16 protein-coding genes and 2 riboswitches are annotated in these 20,713 nt (G+C 32.5%); of the genes, 11 read left to right on the forward strand and 5 right to left on the reverse strand.

Annotation, left to right across the window (positions count from 1 at the left end; genetic code table 11):
- Window positions 1–59: 59 nt before the first annotated feature.
- Window positions 60–1,340, reverse strand: a complete 1,281-nt coding sequence (locus CLMAG_RS22915; RefSeq protein WP_066628069.1) for an O-acetylhomoserine aminocarboxypropyltransferase/cysteine synthase family protein — start codon at window positions 1,338–1,340, stop codon at window positions 60–62.
- Window positions 1,341–1,507: 167 nt separating this feature from the next.
- Window positions 1,508–1,620, reverse strand: a riboswitch (SAM riboswitch).
- 286 nt (window positions 1,621–1,906) lie between these two features.
- A riboswitch (SAM riboswitch) is annotated at window positions 1,907–2,020 on the forward strand.
- A gap of 95 nt (window positions 2,021–2,115) precedes the next feature.
- On the opposite strand from CLMAG_RS22915, the gene metF reads away from it, so the two are divergent.
- From metF to argH, 5 genes are all read left to right on the forward strand, one after another.
- Window positions 2,116–2,994 (forward strand): methylenetetrahydrofolate reductase [NAD(P)H], encoded by an 879-nt coding sequence (gene metF, locus CLMAG_RS22920; RefSeq protein WP_066628071.1) that lies wholly within the window; start codon window positions 2,116–2,118, stop codon window positions 2,992–2,994.
- A gap of 368 nt (window positions 2,995–3,362) precedes the next feature.
- A complete protein-coding gene (locus tag CLMAG_RS22925; RefSeq protein WP_066628073.1) occupies window positions 3,363–5,762 on the forward strand; it encodes a homocysteine S-methyltransferase family protein in 2,400 nt (799 codons plus the stop codon).
- Between the two features lie 94 nt (window positions 5,763–5,856).
- Window positions 5,857–6,564 carry a beta/alpha barrel domain-containing protein gene (locus CLMAG_RS22930; protein ID WP_066628075.1) on the forward strand — a complete coding sequence of 236 codons (708 nt, stop codon included), beginning with the start codon at window positions 5,857–5,859 and terminating at the stop codon, window positions 6,562–6,564.
- A 504-nt stretch (window positions 6,565–7,068) separates the two neighbouring features.
- Entirely contained in the window at window positions 7,069–8,271 is a 1,203-nt protein-coding gene (locus CLMAG_RS22935) for an argininosuccinate synthase (protein ID WP_066628077.1), read from the forward strand.
- Between the two features lie 2 nt (window positions 8,272–8,273).
- Window positions 8,274–9,590 (forward strand): argininosuccinate lyase, encoded by a 1,317-nt coding sequence (gene argH / locus CLMAG_RS22940; RefSeq protein ID WP_066628079.1) that lies wholly within the window; start codon window positions 8,274–8,276, stop codon window positions 9,588–9,590.
- Window positions 9,591–9,664: 74 nt separating this feature from the next.
- Here argH and CLMAG_RS22945 read toward each other — a convergent pair whose 3' ends face one another.
- Both CLMAG_RS22945 and CLMAG_RS22950 read right to left on the reverse strand, forming a co-directional pair.
- Entirely contained in the window at window positions 9,665–9,886 is a 222-nt protein-coding gene (locus tag CLMAG_RS22945) for a DUF378 domain-containing protein (RefSeq protein WP_066628080.1), read from the reverse strand.
- Window positions 9,887–10,044: 158 nt separating this feature from the next.
- A complete protein-coding gene (locus CLMAG_RS22950; RefSeq protein ID WP_066628082.1) occupies window positions 10,045–10,536 on the reverse strand; it encodes an Lrp/AsnC ligand binding domain-containing protein in 492 nt (163 codons plus the stop codon).
- A gap of 231 nt (window positions 10,537–10,767) precedes the next feature.
- Between CLMAG_RS22950 and CLMAG_RS22955 the strand changes: the two genes are divergently transcribed.
- Both CLMAG_RS22955 and CLMAG_RS22960 read left to right on the forward strand, forming a co-directional pair.
- Window positions 10,768–11,139: a hypothetical protein gene (locus CLMAG_RS22955; protein WP_066628084.1), complete on the forward strand. Its 372-nt coding sequence runs from the start codon at window positions 10,768–10,770 to the stop codon at window positions 11,137–11,139.
- 819 nt (window positions 11,140–11,958) lie between these two features.
- On the forward strand, window positions 11,959–13,137 hold the full coding sequence (locus CLMAG_RS22960; protein WP_073393349.1) for an NAD(P)-dependent malic enzyme: 1,179 nt from the start codon (window positions 11,959–11,961) through the stop codon (window positions 13,135–13,137).
- 54 nt (window positions 13,138–13,191) lie between these two features.
- Here CLMAG_RS22960 and CLMAG_RS22965 read toward each other — a convergent pair whose 3' ends face one another.
- Complete coding sequence (locus CLMAG_RS22965; RefSeq protein ID WP_066628086.1) at window positions 13,192–13,428, reverse strand: LysR family transcriptional regulator; 237 nt, start codon at window positions 13,426–13,428, stop codon at window positions 13,192–13,194.
- A gap of 207 nt (window positions 13,429–13,635) precedes the next feature.
- Between CLMAG_RS22965 and CLMAG_RS22970 the strand changes: the two genes are divergently transcribed.
- Window positions 13,636–14,040, forward strand: a complete 405-nt coding sequence (locus CLMAG_RS22970) for a DUF6282 family protein (protein ID WP_066628089.1) — start codon at window positions 13,636–13,638, stop codon at window positions 14,038–14,040.
- An 85-nt stretch (window positions 14,041–14,125) separates the two neighbouring features.
- On the opposite strand, the gene CLMAG_RS22975 is transcribed toward CLMAG_RS22970, so the two are convergent.
- The gene (locus CLMAG_RS22975; protein WP_066628092.1) at window positions 14,126–17,164 is read right to left on the reverse strand and encodes a vitamin B12-dependent ribonucleotide reductase; all 3,039 of its coding nucleotides are present in this window, start codon (window positions 17,162–17,164) and stop codon (window positions 14,126–14,128) included.
- A gap of 535 nt (window positions 17,165–17,699) precedes the next feature.
- On the opposite strand from CLMAG_RS22975, the gene CLMAG_RS31960 reads away from it, so the two are divergent.
- The 3 genes from CLMAG_RS31960 (at window position 17,700) to CLMAG_RS22990 (ending at window position 20,693) form a co-directional block, all read left to right on the forward strand.
- Complete coding sequence (locus tag CLMAG_RS31960; protein ID WP_423231095.1) at window positions 17,700–18,359, forward strand: family 1 glycosylhydrolase; 660 nt, start codon at window positions 17,700–17,702, stop codon at window positions 18,357–18,359.
- A gap of 108 nt (window positions 18,360–18,467) precedes the next feature.
- Window positions 18,468–19,418: an ROK family protein gene (locus tag CLMAG_RS22985; RefSeq protein ID WP_066628097.1), complete on the forward strand. Its 951-nt coding sequence runs from the start codon at window positions 18,468–18,470 to the stop codon at window positions 19,416–19,418.
- Window positions 19,419–19,712: 294 nt separating this feature from the next.
- Window positions 19,713–20,693, forward strand: coding sequence for a type I phosphomannose isomerase catalytic subunit (locus CLMAG_RS22990; RefSeq protein ID WP_066628100.1), 981 nt, complete (start codon window positions 19,713–19,715; stop codon window positions 20,691–20,693).
- The last annotated feature ends 20 nt before the right edge of the window (window positions 20,694–20,713 follow it).

The following is a 20,713-nucleotide window of genomic DNA, read 5'->3' on the forward strand; positions in this document are numbered from 1 at the left end:
AGTGTATGCCATTTGTACTAGCATACACTTGAAGTAAATCAATTTAACATAGGAATTATCTAAATTTGATCTAATGCAGTAGAAAGGTCTGCAATTAGGTCATCAGCATCTTCAATACCTACAGAGATTCTTATAAGCTCAGGTCTAACTCCTGCTTGAACTAATTGTTCTTCATCAAGCTGAGAGTGAGTTGTAGAAGCAGGGTGTATTATTAAGGATTTAGCGTCTCCAACGTTAGCAAGATGTGAGAAGATCTCTACTTTACTTATTAAGTTTTTACCAGCTTCAGCTCCACCTTTTACTCCGAAAGTGAATATTGAACCAGGTCCTTTTGGAAGATATTTTTTAGCTAAGTCATAGTATTTGTTTCCTTCTAATCCAGGATAGTTTACCCACTCAACTTTAGGATGATTGCTTAAGAATTCAGCTACTTTTTTAGCATTGTCTACGTGTTTTTGAACTCTTAATGATAGAGTTTCAAGTCCAAGTGTTAGAATGAAGGAGTTAAATGGAGATATAGCTGCTCCTAAGTCTCTTAAAAGAGCTGTTCTAACCTTTAGTATGTATGCTAGGTTTCCGAATGATTCAGTATACTTAAGTCCGTGGTAGCTTTCATCTGGTTCTGTTAGGCCAGGGAATTTTCCGTTATTCCAGTCAAACTTACCTGAATCAACTATTACTCCACCGATTGATGTACCATGTCCACCAATGAATTTAGTTGCAGAGTGTACTACTATGTCAGCACCAAATTCGATTGGTTTTAAAAGGTATGGTGATGCAAAAGTGTTGTCAACAATTAGAGGAACACCATTTTTATGAGCAACATCAGCAACTGCTTGGATATCGATTATGTTAATTCCAGGGTTTCCTATACTTTCTATATAAACAGCTTTTGTCTTTTCAGTTATAGCTTTTTCGAATTCTTCAATATCATCAGGATTAGTTACAAGGTTAACTTTAATTCCAAAATTCTTTAAAGTGTGTACAAATAAAGAATAAGTACCGCCATAAAGTGTTGCAGCAGCAACTATTTCATCTCCAGCGCCAGCTATATTTAATATTGAATAAGTAATTGCAGCCATTCCTGAAGCAGTAGCTACACCAGCAGCTCCACCTTCAAGTAAAGCAACTCTAGTTTCAAAAGCTGCGTTTGTTGGGTTTGTTAAACGTGTATATATATTTCCGAATTTCTTTAAACCAAATAGATCAGCAGCATCTTGGGCATCATCAAAAACGTAAGAAGTTGTTTGATATATTGGTAATGCTCTTGATTTTGTAGCTGCGTCTACCTCCTGTCCTCCGTGTACTTGAATAGTATCAAATCCTAATTGTTTTGTCATTTTAAATTCCTCCTAATTTTTGCGATTTTAAAGTATTTTAAGGGTTTAGGAACTTCTGGGTTTATAACTTTTCTATAAATATTGTGAAGATCTAGCATGTGTATTATTCTAATTAAAACAAAAAATCTTCTTGTGTATGAGACACAAGAAGATAATAATCTTCATGCTTCTCATCTGTCAGGTTTTCACCTGCTGGAATTAGCACCGTTAAATATACAAATGGGTATATTTAGGTTGCCGGGCGTCATAGGGCCAGTCCCTCAGCCTCTCTGGATAAGAAGTTCCGTATTCGATTGAGATTATGATAGCAGATACTAGCATAGAATGTCAACAGATAAAAATTTTTTTTTGAATGACTTTTTTATTAAACTTGCATAGAACCCTTGATATACCTAGATTAAACAAAGGAAAATTTTTTAAAAATTTAATCAACTTAATCGATATGAATTATAGGATTAGGCATATTGTGGTAAAAAATTATAATATAAACGAGAAATGAAAGAAATTCATTGACAAGGATATAGAAAAGTATTATTATTAGAATTAAATTTAAATTTAATAGAATTTTCTTATCATGAGTGGTGGAGGGACTGGCCCTGTGAAGCCCGACAACCGGCATTTTCGTTTGAATGTATCGGTGTCAATTCCTGCAGAATACAATTTATTCTGATAGATGAGGAAAATAGCCTAAGAATATAAAATGAATCTTTAGAGCTGCTTTTCTTATTGAAAAGTAGCTTTTTTTACACTAAAGATAAATAATGGAGGTATACACATGTTTATAAAAGATATAATTTCAAGTAAAAAGTTATCCATCTCTTTTGAAGTATTTCCACCTAAAAATGACATGCCATTAGATGGGGTATATAAAACCATAGGAGAACTAGCGGAATTAAATCCAGATTTTATTAGTGTTACATATGGGGCTGGTGGCAGTAGCAAAGGTAGAACAATAGAAATAGCTTCCACAATAAAAAATAAGTATGGTATAGAGGCTGTAGCCCATCTAACTTGTGCAACTTCTACAAAAGAAGAGATTAACAATATTTTGAGTGAGTTAAAGGATAACGGTATTGAGAATATACTTGCGCTAAGAGGTGATATACCTGATGGATTTAAAATAAGTGATAATCTAAATTACAAGTATGCCAAGGACTTAATTGGGGAGATTTCAGAAAGAAAAAAATTTAGTATATCTGCAGCTGCTTATCCTGAAGGGCATACTGAGTGTAGTAGTTTAGAAGATGATATAAGACATCTTAAGGAAAAAGTAGACTGTGGTGCAGAGGTTTTAATTACTCAGCTTTTCTTTGACAATAATAAATTCTACGAGTTCAAGGAAAAACTATATAAACATAATATCAATGTTCCAGTTATTACAGGGATTATGCCAGTAGTGAATAGAAACATAATAGAACGTATTGGGGTGCTTTCAGGAGCATTTATTCCTCAAAAGTTGAAAAATATTATAGATAAATATGAAAATTCACCGGAAGCTTTGGTAGATGCGGTTATTGCTTATTCAACAGAGCAGATATCAGATTTGATAGTTAACGGAGTAGATGGAGTGCATATATATGCAATGAATAAGTCTGCTGTAGCAAAGAGAATTATGAAAAATATAAAGGAAATTCGTAAAGCGATAAATTCATAGGATATAGATAAGCAAGCCCGAACTTAGGCCTATTCTCTAATATTTCTATGGATATCTCTTCGGCACGGTTAACTATTTTAAGTTATCTCTAAGCCTTGCTACCTAAGAAAATTAAATAAATCAAATAAACTCGCTAACGCTCAGACAATATTTAATTTATTTAATTTTCTAAGATAGCTTCGGCAAGAGCTAACATAAAACAGTTAAATGTGCTTTCAGAGACACCCATAGAAATACCGAGAATAAGCCTAAGTTCTCAATTGTTTGTCTATATAAACAATATTTTATTAAAGAATGTGATAAGGATTTATTAGTATAAAGAGTTAATAATCACATGAAAAACTTTGAATAAGGAAAGGTCGGTGCATATGTCAGTTAAAGAGATATTTGATAATAAATTTTTATTTTTCGATGGAGCTATGGGAACAATGCTTCAGAAGGAGGGTCTTCAGGTAGGAGAATTACCTGAAACCTTAAATATAACTAATCCAGATATTATTAAGAAAATACACCAGCAGTATATAGAGGCAGGTGCAGATGTAGTAACTACAAACACTTTTGGAGCAAATGAACTAAAATATAGTAGTTCAAAATATTCTGTAGAAGAAGTAATTACAGCAGGTGTTAAGATAGCAAAAGAAGCTGCAGGAGATAAATTTGTAGCATTAGATTTAGGACCAACAGGTCAGGTTATGGAGCCAACAGGTACATTAAGTTTTGAAGCTGCTTATGAACTGTTTAAAAAACAAGTTATAATAGGGGAAAAAGCAGGAGCAGATTTGATCCTAATAGAGACTATGACAGATTTATATGAAGCTAAAGCAGCAATACTTGCGGCTAAAGAAAATAGCTCTCTACCAGTATTTTGTACTATGACCTTCCAGCAGAATGGCAGAACTTTAATGGGTACAGATCCTAAAACTATGGTGTTTGTATTAGAGGGACTTGGAGTAGATGCTCTTGGAATTAACTGTTCACTGGGACCAAAAGAACTTTTGCCTATAGTGGAGGAGATTCTTAAATATGCATCCATTCCAGTAATGGTGCAGCCTAATGCGGGACTTCCAAGATATGATGGTGAAAAAACAGTTTATGATATAACTAAAGAAGATTTCTCAAAGTTTATAAAAATTATGGCTGAAAAAGGAGGAACAATCTTTGGTGGATGTTGTGGCACAAATCCAGATTTTATAAGGGAAGTTAAAGAAGTTTTAGCTGATCTAACTCCTTTAGAAATAGAAGCTAAGAAATATGCAGCAGTTTGTTCTTCTACAGAGACTGTAATTTTAGGGGAGAAAGTAAATATTATAGGGGAGAGAATTAACCCTACTGGTAAGCCAAAGTACAGAGAAGAGTTAAAAGAAAACAGCGTAAATTATATTAAAACACAAGCTGTTAAACAAAAAGAAGAAGGAGCTTCTATAATAGACTTAAATGTAGGACTTCCTGAGATTAATGAAGAAGAAATGATGATTAAGGCTATAAAGACAGTGCAGAAGGTTGTTCAGCTCCCTATAGACATAGATAGTCCAAATCCGGAGGTGTTAGAGGCAGGAGCTAGAGTTTATAATGGAAAACCTATGATAAACTCTGTAAATGGAAAAGAAGAAAATATGAAAAAGATATTTCCTATAGTAAAGAAATATGGGGGCTGTGTAATAGCTCTTACTATTGATGAGGATGGAATTCCAAGCACTTGTGAAGGTAGAGTAAAAATAGCAGAAAAGATAATAGATACAGCAAGAAAATATGGAATAGATAAAAAAGATATAATTATAGATTGTCTTGCGTTAACAGTATCAGCACAGCAAAAAGAAGTTTTAGAAACTGTGAAGGCTATAAAAATTATAAAGGAAAAATTGGGAGTTAGAACTGTGCTTGGTGTAAGTAATATATCCTTTGGTATGCCTCAAAGAGGAATATTAAATAAAACTTTCCTTGCTATGGCACTTCAGGCTGGACTTGATCTTCCTATTATGAATCCTGCAGATGAAGGAATGAAAGAGATTATATATGCCTTTGAAGTTCTTTCAAATGTAGATAAAGACGGTAAAGACTACATAAATAAATATGGTGTAAAGAGTTCTGAAAAAGGAGAAGGTAAGGCAGAAAAAAACATCTCCAAGGAAGATAGTACAAAGAAAAAGGACTTAAAGCAAATAATAATTGATGGAATGGAAGAAGAGGCAATTCAGGCAACGGAAGAGCTTTTAAAAACAACAGAGCCTATGGAAGTAGTAAATTCATATGTAATTCCAGCGCTAGATACTGTTGGAGATGAATATGAAGCTGAAGAAATATTTTTACCTCAGCTTATACAATCAGCGGAAACTGTTAAGAAATCCTTTGAAGTGATAAAGAAAAGTATTTCTTCAAAAGGAGAAAAAAATATAGAAAAGGGTAGAATAGTCCTTGCAACTGTTAAGGGTGATATACACGATATTGGCAAGAATATTGTAAAGGTGCTCTTAGAAAATTACGGCTTTGATGTTATAGATTTAGGAAAAGATGTTCCTATCGAAAAAGTAGTAGAAACAGTAAAAGAAAATAATATTAAGCTTGTAGGATTAAGTGCTCTTATGACTACTACTGTAACAAATATGAAAAAGACAATAGAAGCTTTAAGAGAAAATAACTTAGATTGTAAGGTTTTTGTAGGTGGAGCGGTTTTAAATGAAAGCTATGCAGAAATGATAGGTGCAGACTTCTATGCGAGAGATGCAAGAGAGTCTGTAAAAATTGCTGAAGAAATTTTTACACAAATATAGTAATGAATATTCCACAGGTAAATAAATTTTACTGTGGAATATTTTTAATATTTAGGATAAAATAATATAATAAGTAAGTCTAATGGAGGTTAAAATGAGCGAAAAGGTAAATGAAGAGATTAAAGCAAATGAAAAATCAAATAAATTTGTACCTGAAATAAAGGGAAGCCTTAGAGATAAGATAATAGTGGTCCCTGATGGAATAAGAGATGCTAGTGGTATAAAAATATTTGGAAAGAGATTAAAATCATTTGTATTTACCACTGATATTGCAGTTATAAAAAATACCAATGCAGATGCAATTATGGCAGTATATCCATTTACTCCACAGCCAGTAATAACAGAAGCTCTCGTAGCAGCTTCAGATGTTCCGGTTTTCTGTGGTGTTGGTGGTGGACTTACTATGGGTAAAAGAGTTGTTAACTTGGCACTTGATGCGGAATTTAAAGGTGCTATGGCTGTAGTTGTAAATAGTCCAACATCTAATGAAATTATTGAAGCGGTAAGAGATACTATAGATATACCTATTGTGGTTACTGTTGTATCAGAGGATGAAGATATAGATAGAAGAATACAAGCAGGAGCAACAATACTAAATGTTTCTGCAGGGAAAAAAACTGCTGAAATAGTAAGAAGTATAAGACAGAAGCATCCTAATTTCCCTATAATGGCTACTGGGGGCAAAACAAAAGAAAGTATAAATGAGACAATATTAGCGGGTGCTAACGCTATAACATATACACCACCGACAACTGCAGAATTATTCAGACTAATAATGGATAAATATAGAGGCATTGAATAATGAGGAATTGAGAATGAAGAAGATTTTCTATACATTCTCAATTCTTCTTCTATAAATAAATAAAAATACTAATTTAAGTATTTTTATGCAATGTAAATATAGAAAAACATAAAAAGTAGTGAAAAAGTATTGCATAATTATGATAATAAATGTATAATTATAATAAATTTAAAGACTTAAAGATTTAGATATTCAAAATATTTATTTGAATGTATCTGCTGATAAGTTTACTAGCGGAAATATTTTTAATAAATATTTTTCATGAAGTGAAACTTGAGTCAGATGGGGTTTCGTCTACGACCCGGGGCTTTGCCCGTTAAATGCCATTTAGGCATTTAACCCCCACCTGATTCTTAGTTGAACGAATCCAGGGACGTAGCCGCTCTTTATTCCCGCCTTGAAGAGGATGGGAATATTAGAGCGGATAGTCATCGGATAAAATTTGACTTTAAAGCTAATTATATTTGTATAAACTATAAATGAGAGAGTAGGGGGAAATTAATTATGAAAGATAAAGTTGTTTTAGCATATTCAGGAGGATTAGATACATCCATAATAATTCCATGGTTAAAGGAAAACTATGATCTTGAAGTTATCGCAGTTTGTGTAAATGTAGGTCAAGAAGACGATATGGAAGAAGTAAAAGCAAAGGCTATAAGAACTGGGGCTTCTAAAATATACGTTGAAGATGTAAAAGAAGAATTTGTAACAGACTATATATTCAAGGGTATAAAGGCAAATGCTTTATATGAAGACAAATATATGCTAGGAACTTCCTTTGCAAGACCATTAATTGCAAAAAAATTAGTGGAAATAGCACATGCTGAAGGAGCAAAATATATATGTCATGGAGCTACAGGAAAAGGAAATGACCAAGTACGTTTTGAGCTTGGTATAGCAGCTTTTGATCCTACAATAAAGGTAATTGCACCTTGGAGAATATGGGATATTCAATCAAGAGAAGATGCTATAGATTATGCCAAAGCTAAGGGAGTAGATATACCTGTAACTAAGGCAAAGATATATTCAAGAGATCAAAATTTATGGCACTTAAGTCATGAAGGTGGAGAACTTGAAAAACCACAAAATGAGCATAATCAAGAAATGTATCTTATGACAACTCCTCCTGAGAAGGCAAAGGATGAAGTTACTTATGTAGAAGTGTACTTTGAACAAGGAATTCCTAAGAAGTTAAATGGAGAAGATATAGCTCCAGTAGCTTTAATAGAAACACTAAATAAAATTGGTGGAGAGAACGGCATAGGAATAATTGATATAACAGAAAATAGATTAGTAGGAATGAAATCAAGAGGAGTTTATGAAACTCCAGGTGGAACAATTCTTTATGAAGCACATAAAGAACTTGAAAGATTAACTCTTGATAAGAATACATTCCATTATAAGAGTTTAATTGCTCAAAAATATGGTGAACTAGTATATGATGGACTATGGTTTACACCATTAAAAGAAGCATTAGATGCTTTTGTAGATTCTACACAGAAAAATGTAACTGGTTCAGTAAGATTAAAACTATATAAAGGTAATATAATGGTAGCAGGTATAGATACACCATATGCCCTTTACGATGAAAACATATCTTCCTTTGGTGCAAGTTCATACAGTCATAAAGATGCAGAAGGTTTTATAAATCTATTTGGTCTTCCATTAAAGATTAAAGCTATGATGGAAAAGAAGAAGGAAGTTTAATCATGAAGCTTTGGGGTGGAAGATTTAAAAAGGCTGAAAATAAGCTTATGGAGGACTTTAATAGTTCTCTAAGCTTTGACAGAACTCTATACTACGAAGATATACAAGGAAGTATTGCACATGTAAAAATGCTCACTAAGTGTGGCATATTAACAGAGGAAGAATGTGAAGCTATAAAAGGTGGATTAAACTCCATACTTTCAGATATAGAAAATGAAACTCTTTTAATAGAAGGGGATTATGAAGATATTCATAGTTTCGTTGAAACGAATTTGATACAAAGAATAGGTCAGGTTGGAAAGAAGCTTCATACAGCTAGAAGTAGAAATGATCAAGTTGCAGTAGACTTAAGACTTTATGCTAAGAAAAAAGCTTTTGAGGTGGTAGAAAATATTGAAACACTTCAAAGTGTAATGAAAACTCTTGGTGAAGAAAATAATTGCCTAATGCCAGGATATACTCATCTTCAAAGAGCACAGGTAGTAACTTTCAAACATCATATAATGGCTTACTACAATATGCTTCATAGAGATAAGAAGAGAGTATTAAATGCAATCGAAATATTGAATGAAAGTCCACTAGGATGTTGTGCATTAGCAGGAACAACCTACAATACTGATAGAGCTTTCACAGCTAGTGAGTTAGGGTTTAAAAAGCCTGTAGATAACTTTTTAGATGGGGTTAGCGATAGAGATTATGTTATAGAGCTATTATCCTGTTTCTCAATAATGATGATGCACTTAAGTCGTTTAAGTGAGGAATTAATTTTATGGAGTACTAAAGAGTTTGATTTCATTCAAATAGATGATGAATTCTCAACAGGAAGCAGTATTATGCCTCAAAAGAAAAATCCTGATGCGGCAGAACTTATAAGAGGAAAAACTGGAAGAGTATACGGTGCACTTATGTCCCTGCTTACAACTATGAAAGGTATTCCTCTTGCTTATAATAAGGATATGCAAGAAGATAAAGAACAGTTCTTTAATGCGTTAGATACTGTACTAAGTTGTTTAAAAGTAATGAGTGGCATGCTGTCTACTTTAAAAATTAAAAAGGAAAATACTTTTAATGCTGTAAAGAAAGGCTTTTTAAATGCTACTGAAGCAGCAGATTATCTTGTAAATAAAGGTATGCCTTTTAGAGATGCTCATAAAGTAATAGGGGAAATAGTACTTTATTGTGAGGAAAAGGATAAAGCTATAGAGGATATTTCTTTAGGAGAATTAAAAAACTTTAGTGAATTATTTGCAGAAGATGTATATGAATTTATAGATTATAAAAATACTTTAGACAGAGGAATTAAAAAAGAATTAAAGTAATTCATAAAAATATACTGTAAATAAAAAGTGGAAAACTTTTTTATAAGTTTTCCACTTTTTATTTTGTTGGATAACTATTTAGCCTCTCTTGTATCTCTGTCTCTATCCCTGTCTCTTCCAAGGAATGAAAGGGCATATAAACCTGCAATTCCAACAATAGCAAATACTATTCTAGTAAGTGCCGAATTAACACCGAATAATGTAGAGATTAGATCAAATCTAAAAAATCCAATTAGTCCCCAGTTTATAGCACCTATAGCAACTAAAATTAGTGCAATAGCATCTAATGTTCTCATATTCACATCTCCTTTATTATTTTATACAAAAATATTATTTGCAAATTTTAAAAAATTATAAGTAAAAATAAAAAAAAACAAGGAATAATACTCCTTGTTTTAAAATATATGTATAATGTATAGAAGATTCGTCTTTAATAGATTAAAGATAGTATACTTTATTTTTCTTCTTCTTTGTCTAAAACGTTGATAGCTATGTTTCTATCAATAGGTTGAAAAAGGGAAACAAAGGTATTTGTCCTCTGAATTCCAGTTACAGCTTGAATTTTACTCATAAGTAAATTTTGAAGGTCGCCGATACTTCTGCAGATAACCTTTATAAAGATTGTGTATTCTCCTGTTGTATAATGAAGTTCAACGATTTCTTTTATTGCTTTAAGCTGATCCAGTACATCATCAAAACAACTAGCCTTATCTAGATAAATACCTATAAAACAACATACATCATATCCTAACTTGGGCATATCAATAATAAGTTTAGTTCCTTTTATTATACCCATATCTTCCATTTTTTTCATTCTTACGTGGATAGTTCCACCGCTTACATGACATTGTCTAGCTATTTCTAGAAAGGGGGTTCTTGAATCTTTAATAAGTATATCTAATATCTGAAGATCTAAGTCATCTAAACCATTAACTTTTAAATTCATGTTTATCACTCCTCGTTAACGCTGTATTATATTTTTTCGGTATAAGTGTAGAAGATATCGATTTAATAATATTATACCAAAAATTTTTAAGAAGTAAGTAAATTTTATTTTATAATAAATTAAATTTAAAATCAACATATATTGGCAAATGATTTAAAAAAGGTATTGATATAAAAGAAAAAGTATATAATAATATAAGTAACATACATGATTCAAAGGGGGAAGACAATTATGCCAATGTGGTTAACTGTAATTTTTCAGGTTTTATTTTTTGTGGTAATTTTTCTAGTGGTGTATAATCAATTAAAAATTCGTGTCTTATCAAAACTTCGTCCAAATAAATGGATTATACTATCACTAGCTATAATATCATTTTTCGTACCGGCAATGATAGCTACATATTTTAATTATAATTTAAATGGAACAGTGTGGCAGTACGTGCAATCAGCTGTATTTATAGTATTTTTCTTATGGTTTGTAGATTTAAGAAATGGATCTATATATAACTTAAATAATAAACGAAATGCTAACAGTAAAAATAATGTTGTAATAAAACCAAAAGCTAAACCAAATAGAGTAAAGGAAAAAATAGATAAAAAGTAGATATTTTTATAATTAATAAGTTTCTGATTAAATAATCAGAAACTTATTTCTATTTTTACTCACTTATTTGTAAATATGAATGTCGAAAAATAATATCTGCCATAAAAATATGTTGACTATTTAAATTGATAATGATATTATTTTATAGAAGGCAAGTTAGAGTTTATTAATAAAACTAGTAAGTTAGACTAAGTTTTATTAACAATTTCAGCTTTTCATTAAGTAAATATCCCCTATTTAAGCCACATGCTCCCCCATGTTGGCTTTTTTTATTTTTTGTAATTATACAGCACACAAATCATAGGCTTTGGTTCTCTGTTTGAGTGGGAGTGCAACGCCAAGTAAACCATACATTCGCAGCTCTAAAATTCAGATGGAGTAAAAGAATCCCCATCTGAATTAAGATCTTACTTCAATGGTAAAAGGGAATAATTACATTCTGATACAACATATTTAATTTTTTTCATATAGATAATATCTATATATATTATATAAACAATATATTTTAATTATACTTACAAGGAGACTATAATTAAAGCATAGAGATAATACTTCAACCTGACTAATTTGGCATAAGTCTCCAACTTTTTCTAGTGGGAGTTCAACGCCAAGTAAGCCATGCATTCGCAGCTCTAAAATTCAGATGGGATAAAAGAACCCCCATCTGAATTAAGATCTTGCTTCAATATAGCTATATAAATTATTAATAAGTTCATAATGAACAAATGTTCAGAATATTGGGATATATAATACTGTAAGTAATATTATAAAGGAGGAAGTTGAAATTATTAGTAAATATAATATTTCAACGAATAAAGTATGACTTTGGATGTAAAAAAAGAATCATTAAGAATCCACCAAGAGCGAAGAGGAAAAATAGAGGTATTTGGAACCATGCCTTTAAGAAACGAAGAAGATTTATCTATAGCATATACACCTGGTGTAGCAGCACCCTGTTTAGAGATAGCTAAGAATAAGGACGATGTTTATAAGTACACAATGAAAGGAAAGTCTATAGCTGTAATTACAAACGGAACTGCAGTGCTTGGACTTGGAAATATAGGGCCAGAAGCTGGTTTGCCTGTAGTTGAGGGGAAAGCAATTCTACACAAGAAATTTGCAAATATAGACGCAATACCTATAGGGATAGATTCTATTGATCCGGATGATATAATAAATACTATAAAAAATATTGCACCAGGCTTTGGCGGTATACATCTTGAGGATATAAAAGCTCCAGAGTGCTTTTACATTGAAGAGAAATTAAAAGAAAAGTTAGATATACCTATATATCATGATGATCAACATGGAACTGCTATTTCTGTTTTGGCTGGTTTATATAATGCTTTAAAAATAGTAAATAAAAGTATCAGTGAAATCAAAGTGGTTATAAATGGTGCTGGTGCATCAGGTATTGCAACGGCAAAACTATTAATAGTTGCTGGAGTAAGGCATTTAGTATTATGTGACATAAGAGGTGCTCTTATTGAAGGGGATAAAACACTAAATGAATCTCAGCAAAAAATAGCTAAGATAACAAATAGAAGTTTTGAAAAGGGCGAACTTAAAGATGTAATTAAAAATAAAGATGTTTTTATAGGTGTGTCAGATGGTAATGTACTAACGAAAGAAGATGTAGCAAGGATGAATAAAGACAGTATAGTCTTTGCGCTAGCAAATCCTACACCTGAAATCACACCTGATGAAGCAAAAGCTGGTGGCGCTAGAGTTACAGCTACGGGAAGATCAGATTTTCCAAATCAAATTAACAATGTGCTAGTTTTTCCAGGGATCTTTAAGGGAGTACTAGAAGTAAGAGCTAAAGATATATGTGATGAAATGGGTATTGCTGCTGCAAAAGGCATCGCAGATTTGATAAAAGATGACGAACTAAGTGAAGACTATATAGTTCCAAGTGTTTTTAATAAAGATGTGTGCAATGCAGTAGCTAGTGCTGTGACAATCATAGCCAGAGAACGTGGGCTGGCTAGAGCATAACTCTATGGAGCCTTTGCTTGCAAAGGCCCCAAGTTGTTGATCTAAGAATACTTTTTATTTTTTAAGAAAGTCGCTTAGATATTTTCTGACAGCATCCACACTCTGCAAGACATCTTCTTCTCTTATTTGATCTTTACGAGCTTTCTCCTGTGCCTTTATTAAAACTTCTTCTTGTATAGTAATAATATATTTACTTAAACTTGGCTGAGATACATAAAGCTTCTCAGCAGCTTTTGAAATATTTCCCTCTTCAGCTACAGCTATAATGTAGTTCAGTTTTTTTAAATCCATGAGGTTCCTCCCCTTATTTGACATAAACTATGAGTTATAGTTTTTACTACTTAAGTATTAGACTATTGTTTTTTTATATAGTATCATTAGCCTAAAGGCAAATGCAAGTCATACTAGCAGTACTAACTATTAGTGAAAGCTAGATAAAAAACTATGTAAGTGGTTTACTATGAAACATTTGATTTATTATGGAAAGAGGATTACAGTATGGAGAAAGATCAAAAAGACTATAAGTATTTATTAAAGGATGTCATTGATACACATATTCATACAGCACCGGACAACAGACCTAGAAAATTTACTGACATAGAGATTGCATCAGAAGCTGCTGCTGTTGGTGCAAAAGCAATTATAATTAAATCTCATGTTGTACCAACCATGGATAGGGCATATATTGCAGAGCAAGTGGTTAATGGCATTAAAGTTTTTGGTGGTATTGCACTTAACAATGCAGTTGGCGGATTAAATGTAGAAGCTGTGAATAATGCAATCTCTATGGGGGCAAAGATTGTATGGTTACCAACAGTTGACTTTTTATTAGAGTCAGGAATTACCAAGGAACAAATTGATGTAATGACAAAAACTAATGCCTCTAAACTTTTAGATATATAGATGAAAAGGATGCTATGGCACAAACAAAAAGGGGCTGTTGTACTAATTTCTTAGTACAACAGCCCCTTTTTGTTATAAATAAATATTAACTGCAACCAGTAGTAGACCCACAATCCAAGCAAACCATACAGGTTCCATTTCTTACCATTCTGCTGCTTGAACAGGTAGGACAGGTAGCTCCATAAACTCTCTCACCATCTACCTTTTGTGTTTTAAAACTAGTATCTCTATTATTTGTAGAATCTGATTTAATTTCAGTAGTTACAGTTACAGCGTCCTCTCCATAATTCTCAGGTTTAACCTGACATCTTGAAAAATCACCAAGTTCTATATCAATTACCTTACTTATTAGGTCAGATATTGAAGAAACATTCTTTATATAAGGATGTTTTTGAACAAAACCGTAAGGTTCATACTTTTGACCTCTTAACATTCTTGCTATATCTTGAGGTGGTACATGATATTGAAGCATTACAGAAATTGATTTTGACAATGAATTAAGAAGACCTGTAATTATAGTTCCTTCCCTATCCGTTGTTATATATATTTCAGAAATCTCTCCATTTTGCCCCCTATTAACAGTAGTATATATTTTAACATCATCTATTTGTGCAGGATGTGTTGTTCCACGACGAATTCCTATAGGTTTATCCCGTCTTGAATATTTTATACCTTTTTGCAGCTCTTTAGCCTTTGCAAGAAGTTGTTTATATGTTAAGTTCTCAAGTTTTGAATCCTTAGCATCTGATAAAGTTACATTTAAAGGTTGAGCTGCCTTTGAGGAATCTCTATATAGGGTGATTCCTTTTATTCCAAGCTTCCAGGAAGCTAGTATTACATTCTCAAAATCTTGAACTGTGGCTGTTTTAGGCAGATTTACAGTTTTTGATATAGCTCCTGATATAAGCGGTGTTATAGAAGCAACCATTAATACGTGCCCCATAGGAGATATATATCGTTCACCGCTTCCACAGCGATTTGAAGTATCAAATATAGGAAGATGTTCTTCCTTAAGGTGAGGAGCACCTTCGATTTTGCCATCTAAAATTTTCTCATAGGTAAAGCCGTTTTCTGTTACTGTTTCTTTTTCTAGAACATAATTTAAAATATCTTCTATTTCATCTTTAGTGTAGCCAAGTTTCTTTAGAGCTACTGTAATAACTGGGTTTATTATTGTTAGCATACCACCACCGGAAAGTTTTTTATAAACTATGTGGCTAAAAAATGGTTCTATAGATGTAGCTGCACAGTCCATAGCAAAGGATATTGTACCCGTTGGAGCTATAACGGAAACTTGAGCATTTCTATATCCATAATGGGAGCCAGACTCGAAGGCTTTAAGCCAGGAATTCTTTAAACTGTTGCTTATATCACTTAAACCTTCTCTCTTTAATAGGTCATGGTCTACTTTTAAAGGCTCATAGTTTAAACCTTCAAATTCTTCAGCGTAGGAATTCTCAGTTGAATTATTTAAAGCTCCTAGCTTAACGCCAGCTGCTCTAGCATGATTTCTTATGACTCTGAGCATATGAAGCTTATTTATTTCAAACTTTTCAAAGGAGCCTACTTCTTTAGCCATAAGAGAAGACACATAATAGGAATGACCACTAAGAGATCCTATTAAGGCTGATGCTAAGGCTCTAGCTTCCTCTGAGTCATAAGGATATCCCATAACCATGAAAAGTGATGCTATATTTGCTACACCAAGACCGGTAGCTCTAAATAAATAGGTTTTTCTTGCAATGTCTTCTATAGGGAATTGGCCCCAGTGTATTGAGGCTTCTAATATAAGTTGAACAAGACCTACAACATGAAGGTAGCCATTAACATCAAATTTGCCACTGTTAATGTCATAAAACTTATAAACATTTATAGAAGCTAAATTACAGGAGGAATCATCTAAAAAGGCATATTCACCGCAGGGATTTGTTGAGTTAATTCTGTTGTAAGGTGCATTGAAAACTCCATCTTCTCCAGCAGGACACGTATGCCAAGCATTAAAAGTATCATCAAATTGAGGTGCAGGGTCAGCACAACTCCAAGCTGACGAATTAAAAGCTTCCCATATGTCAGAAACTTTAGCTGTTTTATTTAATCTGGAATCAACTCTACCTTTTAGTTCTATAGTTTCATCAGGATTCTTATCTAAGTTATCAACTTTTTTCATAAAATAGTCTGAAAATCTTATTGAGTTGTTACTGTTTTGTCCTGAAACAGTTTCGTAAGCTTCACCATCAATATCCATATCATAGCCCATTTTACCAAGAGCTCTCACTTTATTTTCTTCCTTTGCCTTCCATGTTATAAAATCCATGATCTCAGGATGATCTACATCAAGACATACCATTTTAGCGGCTCTTCTTGTGGTACCACCAGACTTTATAGCACCAGCATTTCTATCAAGGCCTTTAAGGAAACTCATAAGTCCAGAAGATACACCACCACCAGAAAGTTTTTCACCTCTAGCTCTTATTGTAGAAAAATTCGTTCCAGTACCTGAACCACCTTTAAAAAGTTTTGTTTCAGTAACATATTGGTCAGATATAGAATGAGGTCCTAAAAGTTTATCCTCAATGGATAGTATAAAGCAAGCAGAGGCTTGAGTTCTAGTATAGTTATCAGGACTTTCAACTATTTTATCCTCTTTTTCATCATAGTAATAATTTGCCTGTTTAGCACCTTTTATTCCGTAAGAAAGAGAAAGGCCTGTGTTAAACCACTGGGGCGAATTAGGCGCATACATTTGGTTTAGTAGAGCATACACACATTCATCATAGAAAATAGAAGACTCTTCTTCTGTTTTGATAATTCCCTCATCTTTAAGAGCCTCACGCCAAAAGTTCACCATTCTATCAGCTACAGATTTCATACTGTCTTCATAACCAAGCTCATTAGGTATTCCAGCTCTTCTAAAGTATTTAGAGGCTATAATGTCGCAGGCGGTTTGAGAATAGTGTTCGGGAAATTCTAAGTCTTTCATATCAACCAATACTTTATCTGTTTTATGGTCTTTTAAAAATATATCAACTTTTTTCCATCTAAATAAATCAAAAACAGTCTTAGCGCTGTTTGTTTCTAACTCCTTTGTATAATATCTTTTAAATAAATCTTTTATAGAATTCAATATAACTTAACCTCCTTGTATGTAACAATAAACAATAATCACTATATATGGTGGTATAACCACTATTTATACACTACATATAGTGCTGTATTTATTATAAGGTACATTTAAAATAAATTCAATAATAATATTAATCATCTAAAATTAATTATAAAATCATAGAAAATTAAATAAATTTTTAATTTTGATTTAATTCATTTGATACAAGTAAAGTTTTTATCCGATGACTACCTGCTCTAATACTTCTATTTTATAGGAAACTACTCTTCCTAAAGTCGGAGGAGTACTCACAGAGTAAGCGACCATCACCAAATCATAGATTTTGGTTCTCTGCTTAAGTGTATAAAACCAATAGTACATATGTTATAATCCCAATATAGTATAACTAATAATATTAAATTTATAGGTGATATATATGAAAAAATCGGAAGATATAATATTTAACTACCTCAATGATAGATGTAATGAACAAAGATCAGAAGGTAAAAGTGACACTATTGGATGTACTACTAAAGAAATTGCAGATGCATTATCTATGCAAAGGACAAATGTCAGTGCTGTTTTAAATAAGCTTTGTGATGTTGGCAAGATATATAAGATAAAGGGTAAACCCATTATTTATACAGTAAATTTAACTGAGAAAAGTGAAGAAGCTATAAAGCTTCAGGGAAGTTTTGATACTCTTATTGGAAGAAACGGAAGTCTAAAGAAATGTATTCAGCAGGCTAAAGCTTCTATGCCAAATCCAGAAGGGCCTCGTATGCCTGATAATTTCTTTGATAACTATGAAATGCCAGGCAGAAAGATGAATGTCTATAGAGGATGGGAGATTTATGAAAAGGAAACATATGATATAGCAATAAACTTAAAAGAGAATTATGGAAACATTGAATGGTATATCTCAGAAAACGGTATGGGAGTACAAGACGAAGGGAGATTTATAAAGGATGGCAGAATAGAGGACAACTATAGAGTAGACTTTATAAGAGATCATTTAATATGGCTTCATAAAGCTATTGAAGAAGGTTGTAATGTAAAGGGCTATCATATGTGGACCTTTATAGATAATTGGTCCTGGAGTAATGCTTATAAGAATAGATATGGATTTATTCAGTTAGATTTAAAAACTCAAAAGAGAATTATTAAAAAGAGTGGATACTGGATAAAAGAGGTATCAGAAAATAACGGATTTTAAAATTATTTAGTTTTAAAATTAAAATGGAGTAAGACTTCCGCTTTTGTAATAAGTGGAAGTCTTATATTATACTTGTTATATGTAGATTAATAGATTGGAGTGAGATATATGGAGAAAAAGTATATAATAGCTGTAGATTTAGGGGGGACTAAAATTGGATGTGCTCTTGCTGATTTAGAAGGAAATATATTAAATGAAAACACTATTCCTACAAATGCTCATGAAGGAGAACAGGAAGTGTTAAAAAGGGTGTTTTTAGCAATAGAGAAAATCTTAGAAGAGGGTAAAAAGAATACTGAGGAAATTAAGGCAGTAGGTATTGGGTCACCTGGACCTTTAGACTCAGATAAGGGAATTATTTTAGATCCACCTAACCTACCTTTAAAAAATATTGAGATTGTTAAGCATATAGAAGATAAGTTTAAAATAAAAACATATTTAGAGAATGATGCAAATGCAGCAACTATTGGAGAGTATTTGTTTGGTTCAGGTAAAGGAACAAAGAATATGGTCTATATTACCGTTAGTACAGGTATTGGTGCAGGAGCTATTATAGATGGGAAAATATACAGAGGAACTACCTGTAATGCTTTGGAGTTAGGACATGCTACTATTCTACCGGATGGACCTAGATGTAATTGTGGCAATTTTGGATGTTTAGAAGTACTTTCATCAGGTACAGCTATTGCAAGAGAAGCTAATAAGGCCTTAGCGCAAGGTATAGAAAGTTCATTAAGTAATTATGAGAAGGTTACTTCACAGGAAGTTTTTAAGGAAGCTAGCTTAGGAGACAAGCTTGCCCTTGATATTATTGATAAAGCGTTGACTTATCTTGGAATAGGAGCTGCTAATGCCATAACTACTTTTGATCCAGAAAAGGTTGTAATTGGTGGTGGAGTAGCCATGGTTGGAGATATATTATTTGATAAGGTTAAACAGGTGGTAAAGGACAGATGCTTCAAAGTTTTAAATGAAAGCTGTGAGGTTGTTCCAGCATCACTAAAAACGAAATCAGGAATAGTTGGTGCTGCAGCTGTTGCTATTATGGAAAGCATATAAGGAATCTGAAAGAAAATAACAAGTGAAAGATGTCTAAGTGAATTTTCAATTGGATGTCAGTATTGAACCTGACTAACTTGGCGTAACTCTCCCACTTCTTCAAGTGGGAGTTCAACGCCAAGTAAGCCATGCATTCGCAGCTCTAAAATTCAGATGGGGTAAAAGAATCCCCATCTGAATTAAGATCTTGCTTCAATAATGTAGTCGTATGGTAAAAAAGTTGGATAGATTTTTAGATTAACTTATATTATGATTACATGAGAAGAATATTTTCTAGTAGAAGGAGAAGAAGTTATGTATCCTATAAAATTTAAAAATATTTACTTTGATAAAATATGGGGAGGTAGAGACTTAGAATTATTTAGAGATAATCTACCAGAAGGCGATATTGGGGAAAGCTGGGATGTGGCTTGTCATCCTCACGGTATGTCTATAGTTAAAAATGGAGAATTTAAAGGTACAAAACTAGATGAATTAATTAAGTTAAAAGGCTCAGAATTACTTGGTACAAAAATATTTAAAGAAACCTTCCCACTTTTAATAAAACTTATAAATGCTAAGGATAAGCTATCTGTACAAGTTCATCCAGAGGACAAGTACGCTATGGAAACAGAAGGTGAGATGGGAAAAACTGAGGTATGGTATGTAGTAGAAGCCCTAACCGGTGCTAATCTTGTAGTTGGAACAAAAGAAGGTTGTACTAAGGAGCAGTTTAAGAAAGCTATAGAAGAAGGTAAACTGGAAGAGTATATGAATAAAATTCCTGTTAAGAAGGGAGAAGTATACTTTGTTAAGAGTGGCCTAATACATGCTATTGGGGAAGGCGTTATAATAGCGGAAATACAGCAAAATAGTGATACTACTTATAGAGTGTATGATTATAATAGAGGAAGAGAACTTCATGTTGAAAAAGCACTAGATGTAGTTGACTTAGATTTAAGGGGAGAAAGAAGTACAGGAGTTAAAGTTGAAGGAAATGGTCACAGCAAAGTATATTACTGTGTATGTGATAAATTTTCATTAGAACTATATGATGTATATGAAGCTTTTTCAGAAAGTAGTGACGAAGAAAGATTTTATGTATTTACCTGTGTAGAGGGTAATGGGAAAATCATATATAATAATGGAAGTGAAAGCATAGAAAAGGGAGAAAGTATTTTCATTCCAGCTTCACTTGGAGATTATAGGATTGAGGGAAATTTAAAGTTGTTAAAGAGTTATGTACCAGATATAGAAAAGTTAAAAAGTGAAATACTTGAAGTTGTTATGAAATAAAAGATTTACTTCACATTTTT

The sequence above is a fragment of the Clostridium magnum DSM 2767 genome (genome assembly GCF_001623875.1).
In the GTDB taxonomy this organism is placed as follows: Bacteria; Bacillota; Clostridia; order Clostridiales; family Clostridiaceae; genus Clostridium_AM; species Clostridium_AM magnum.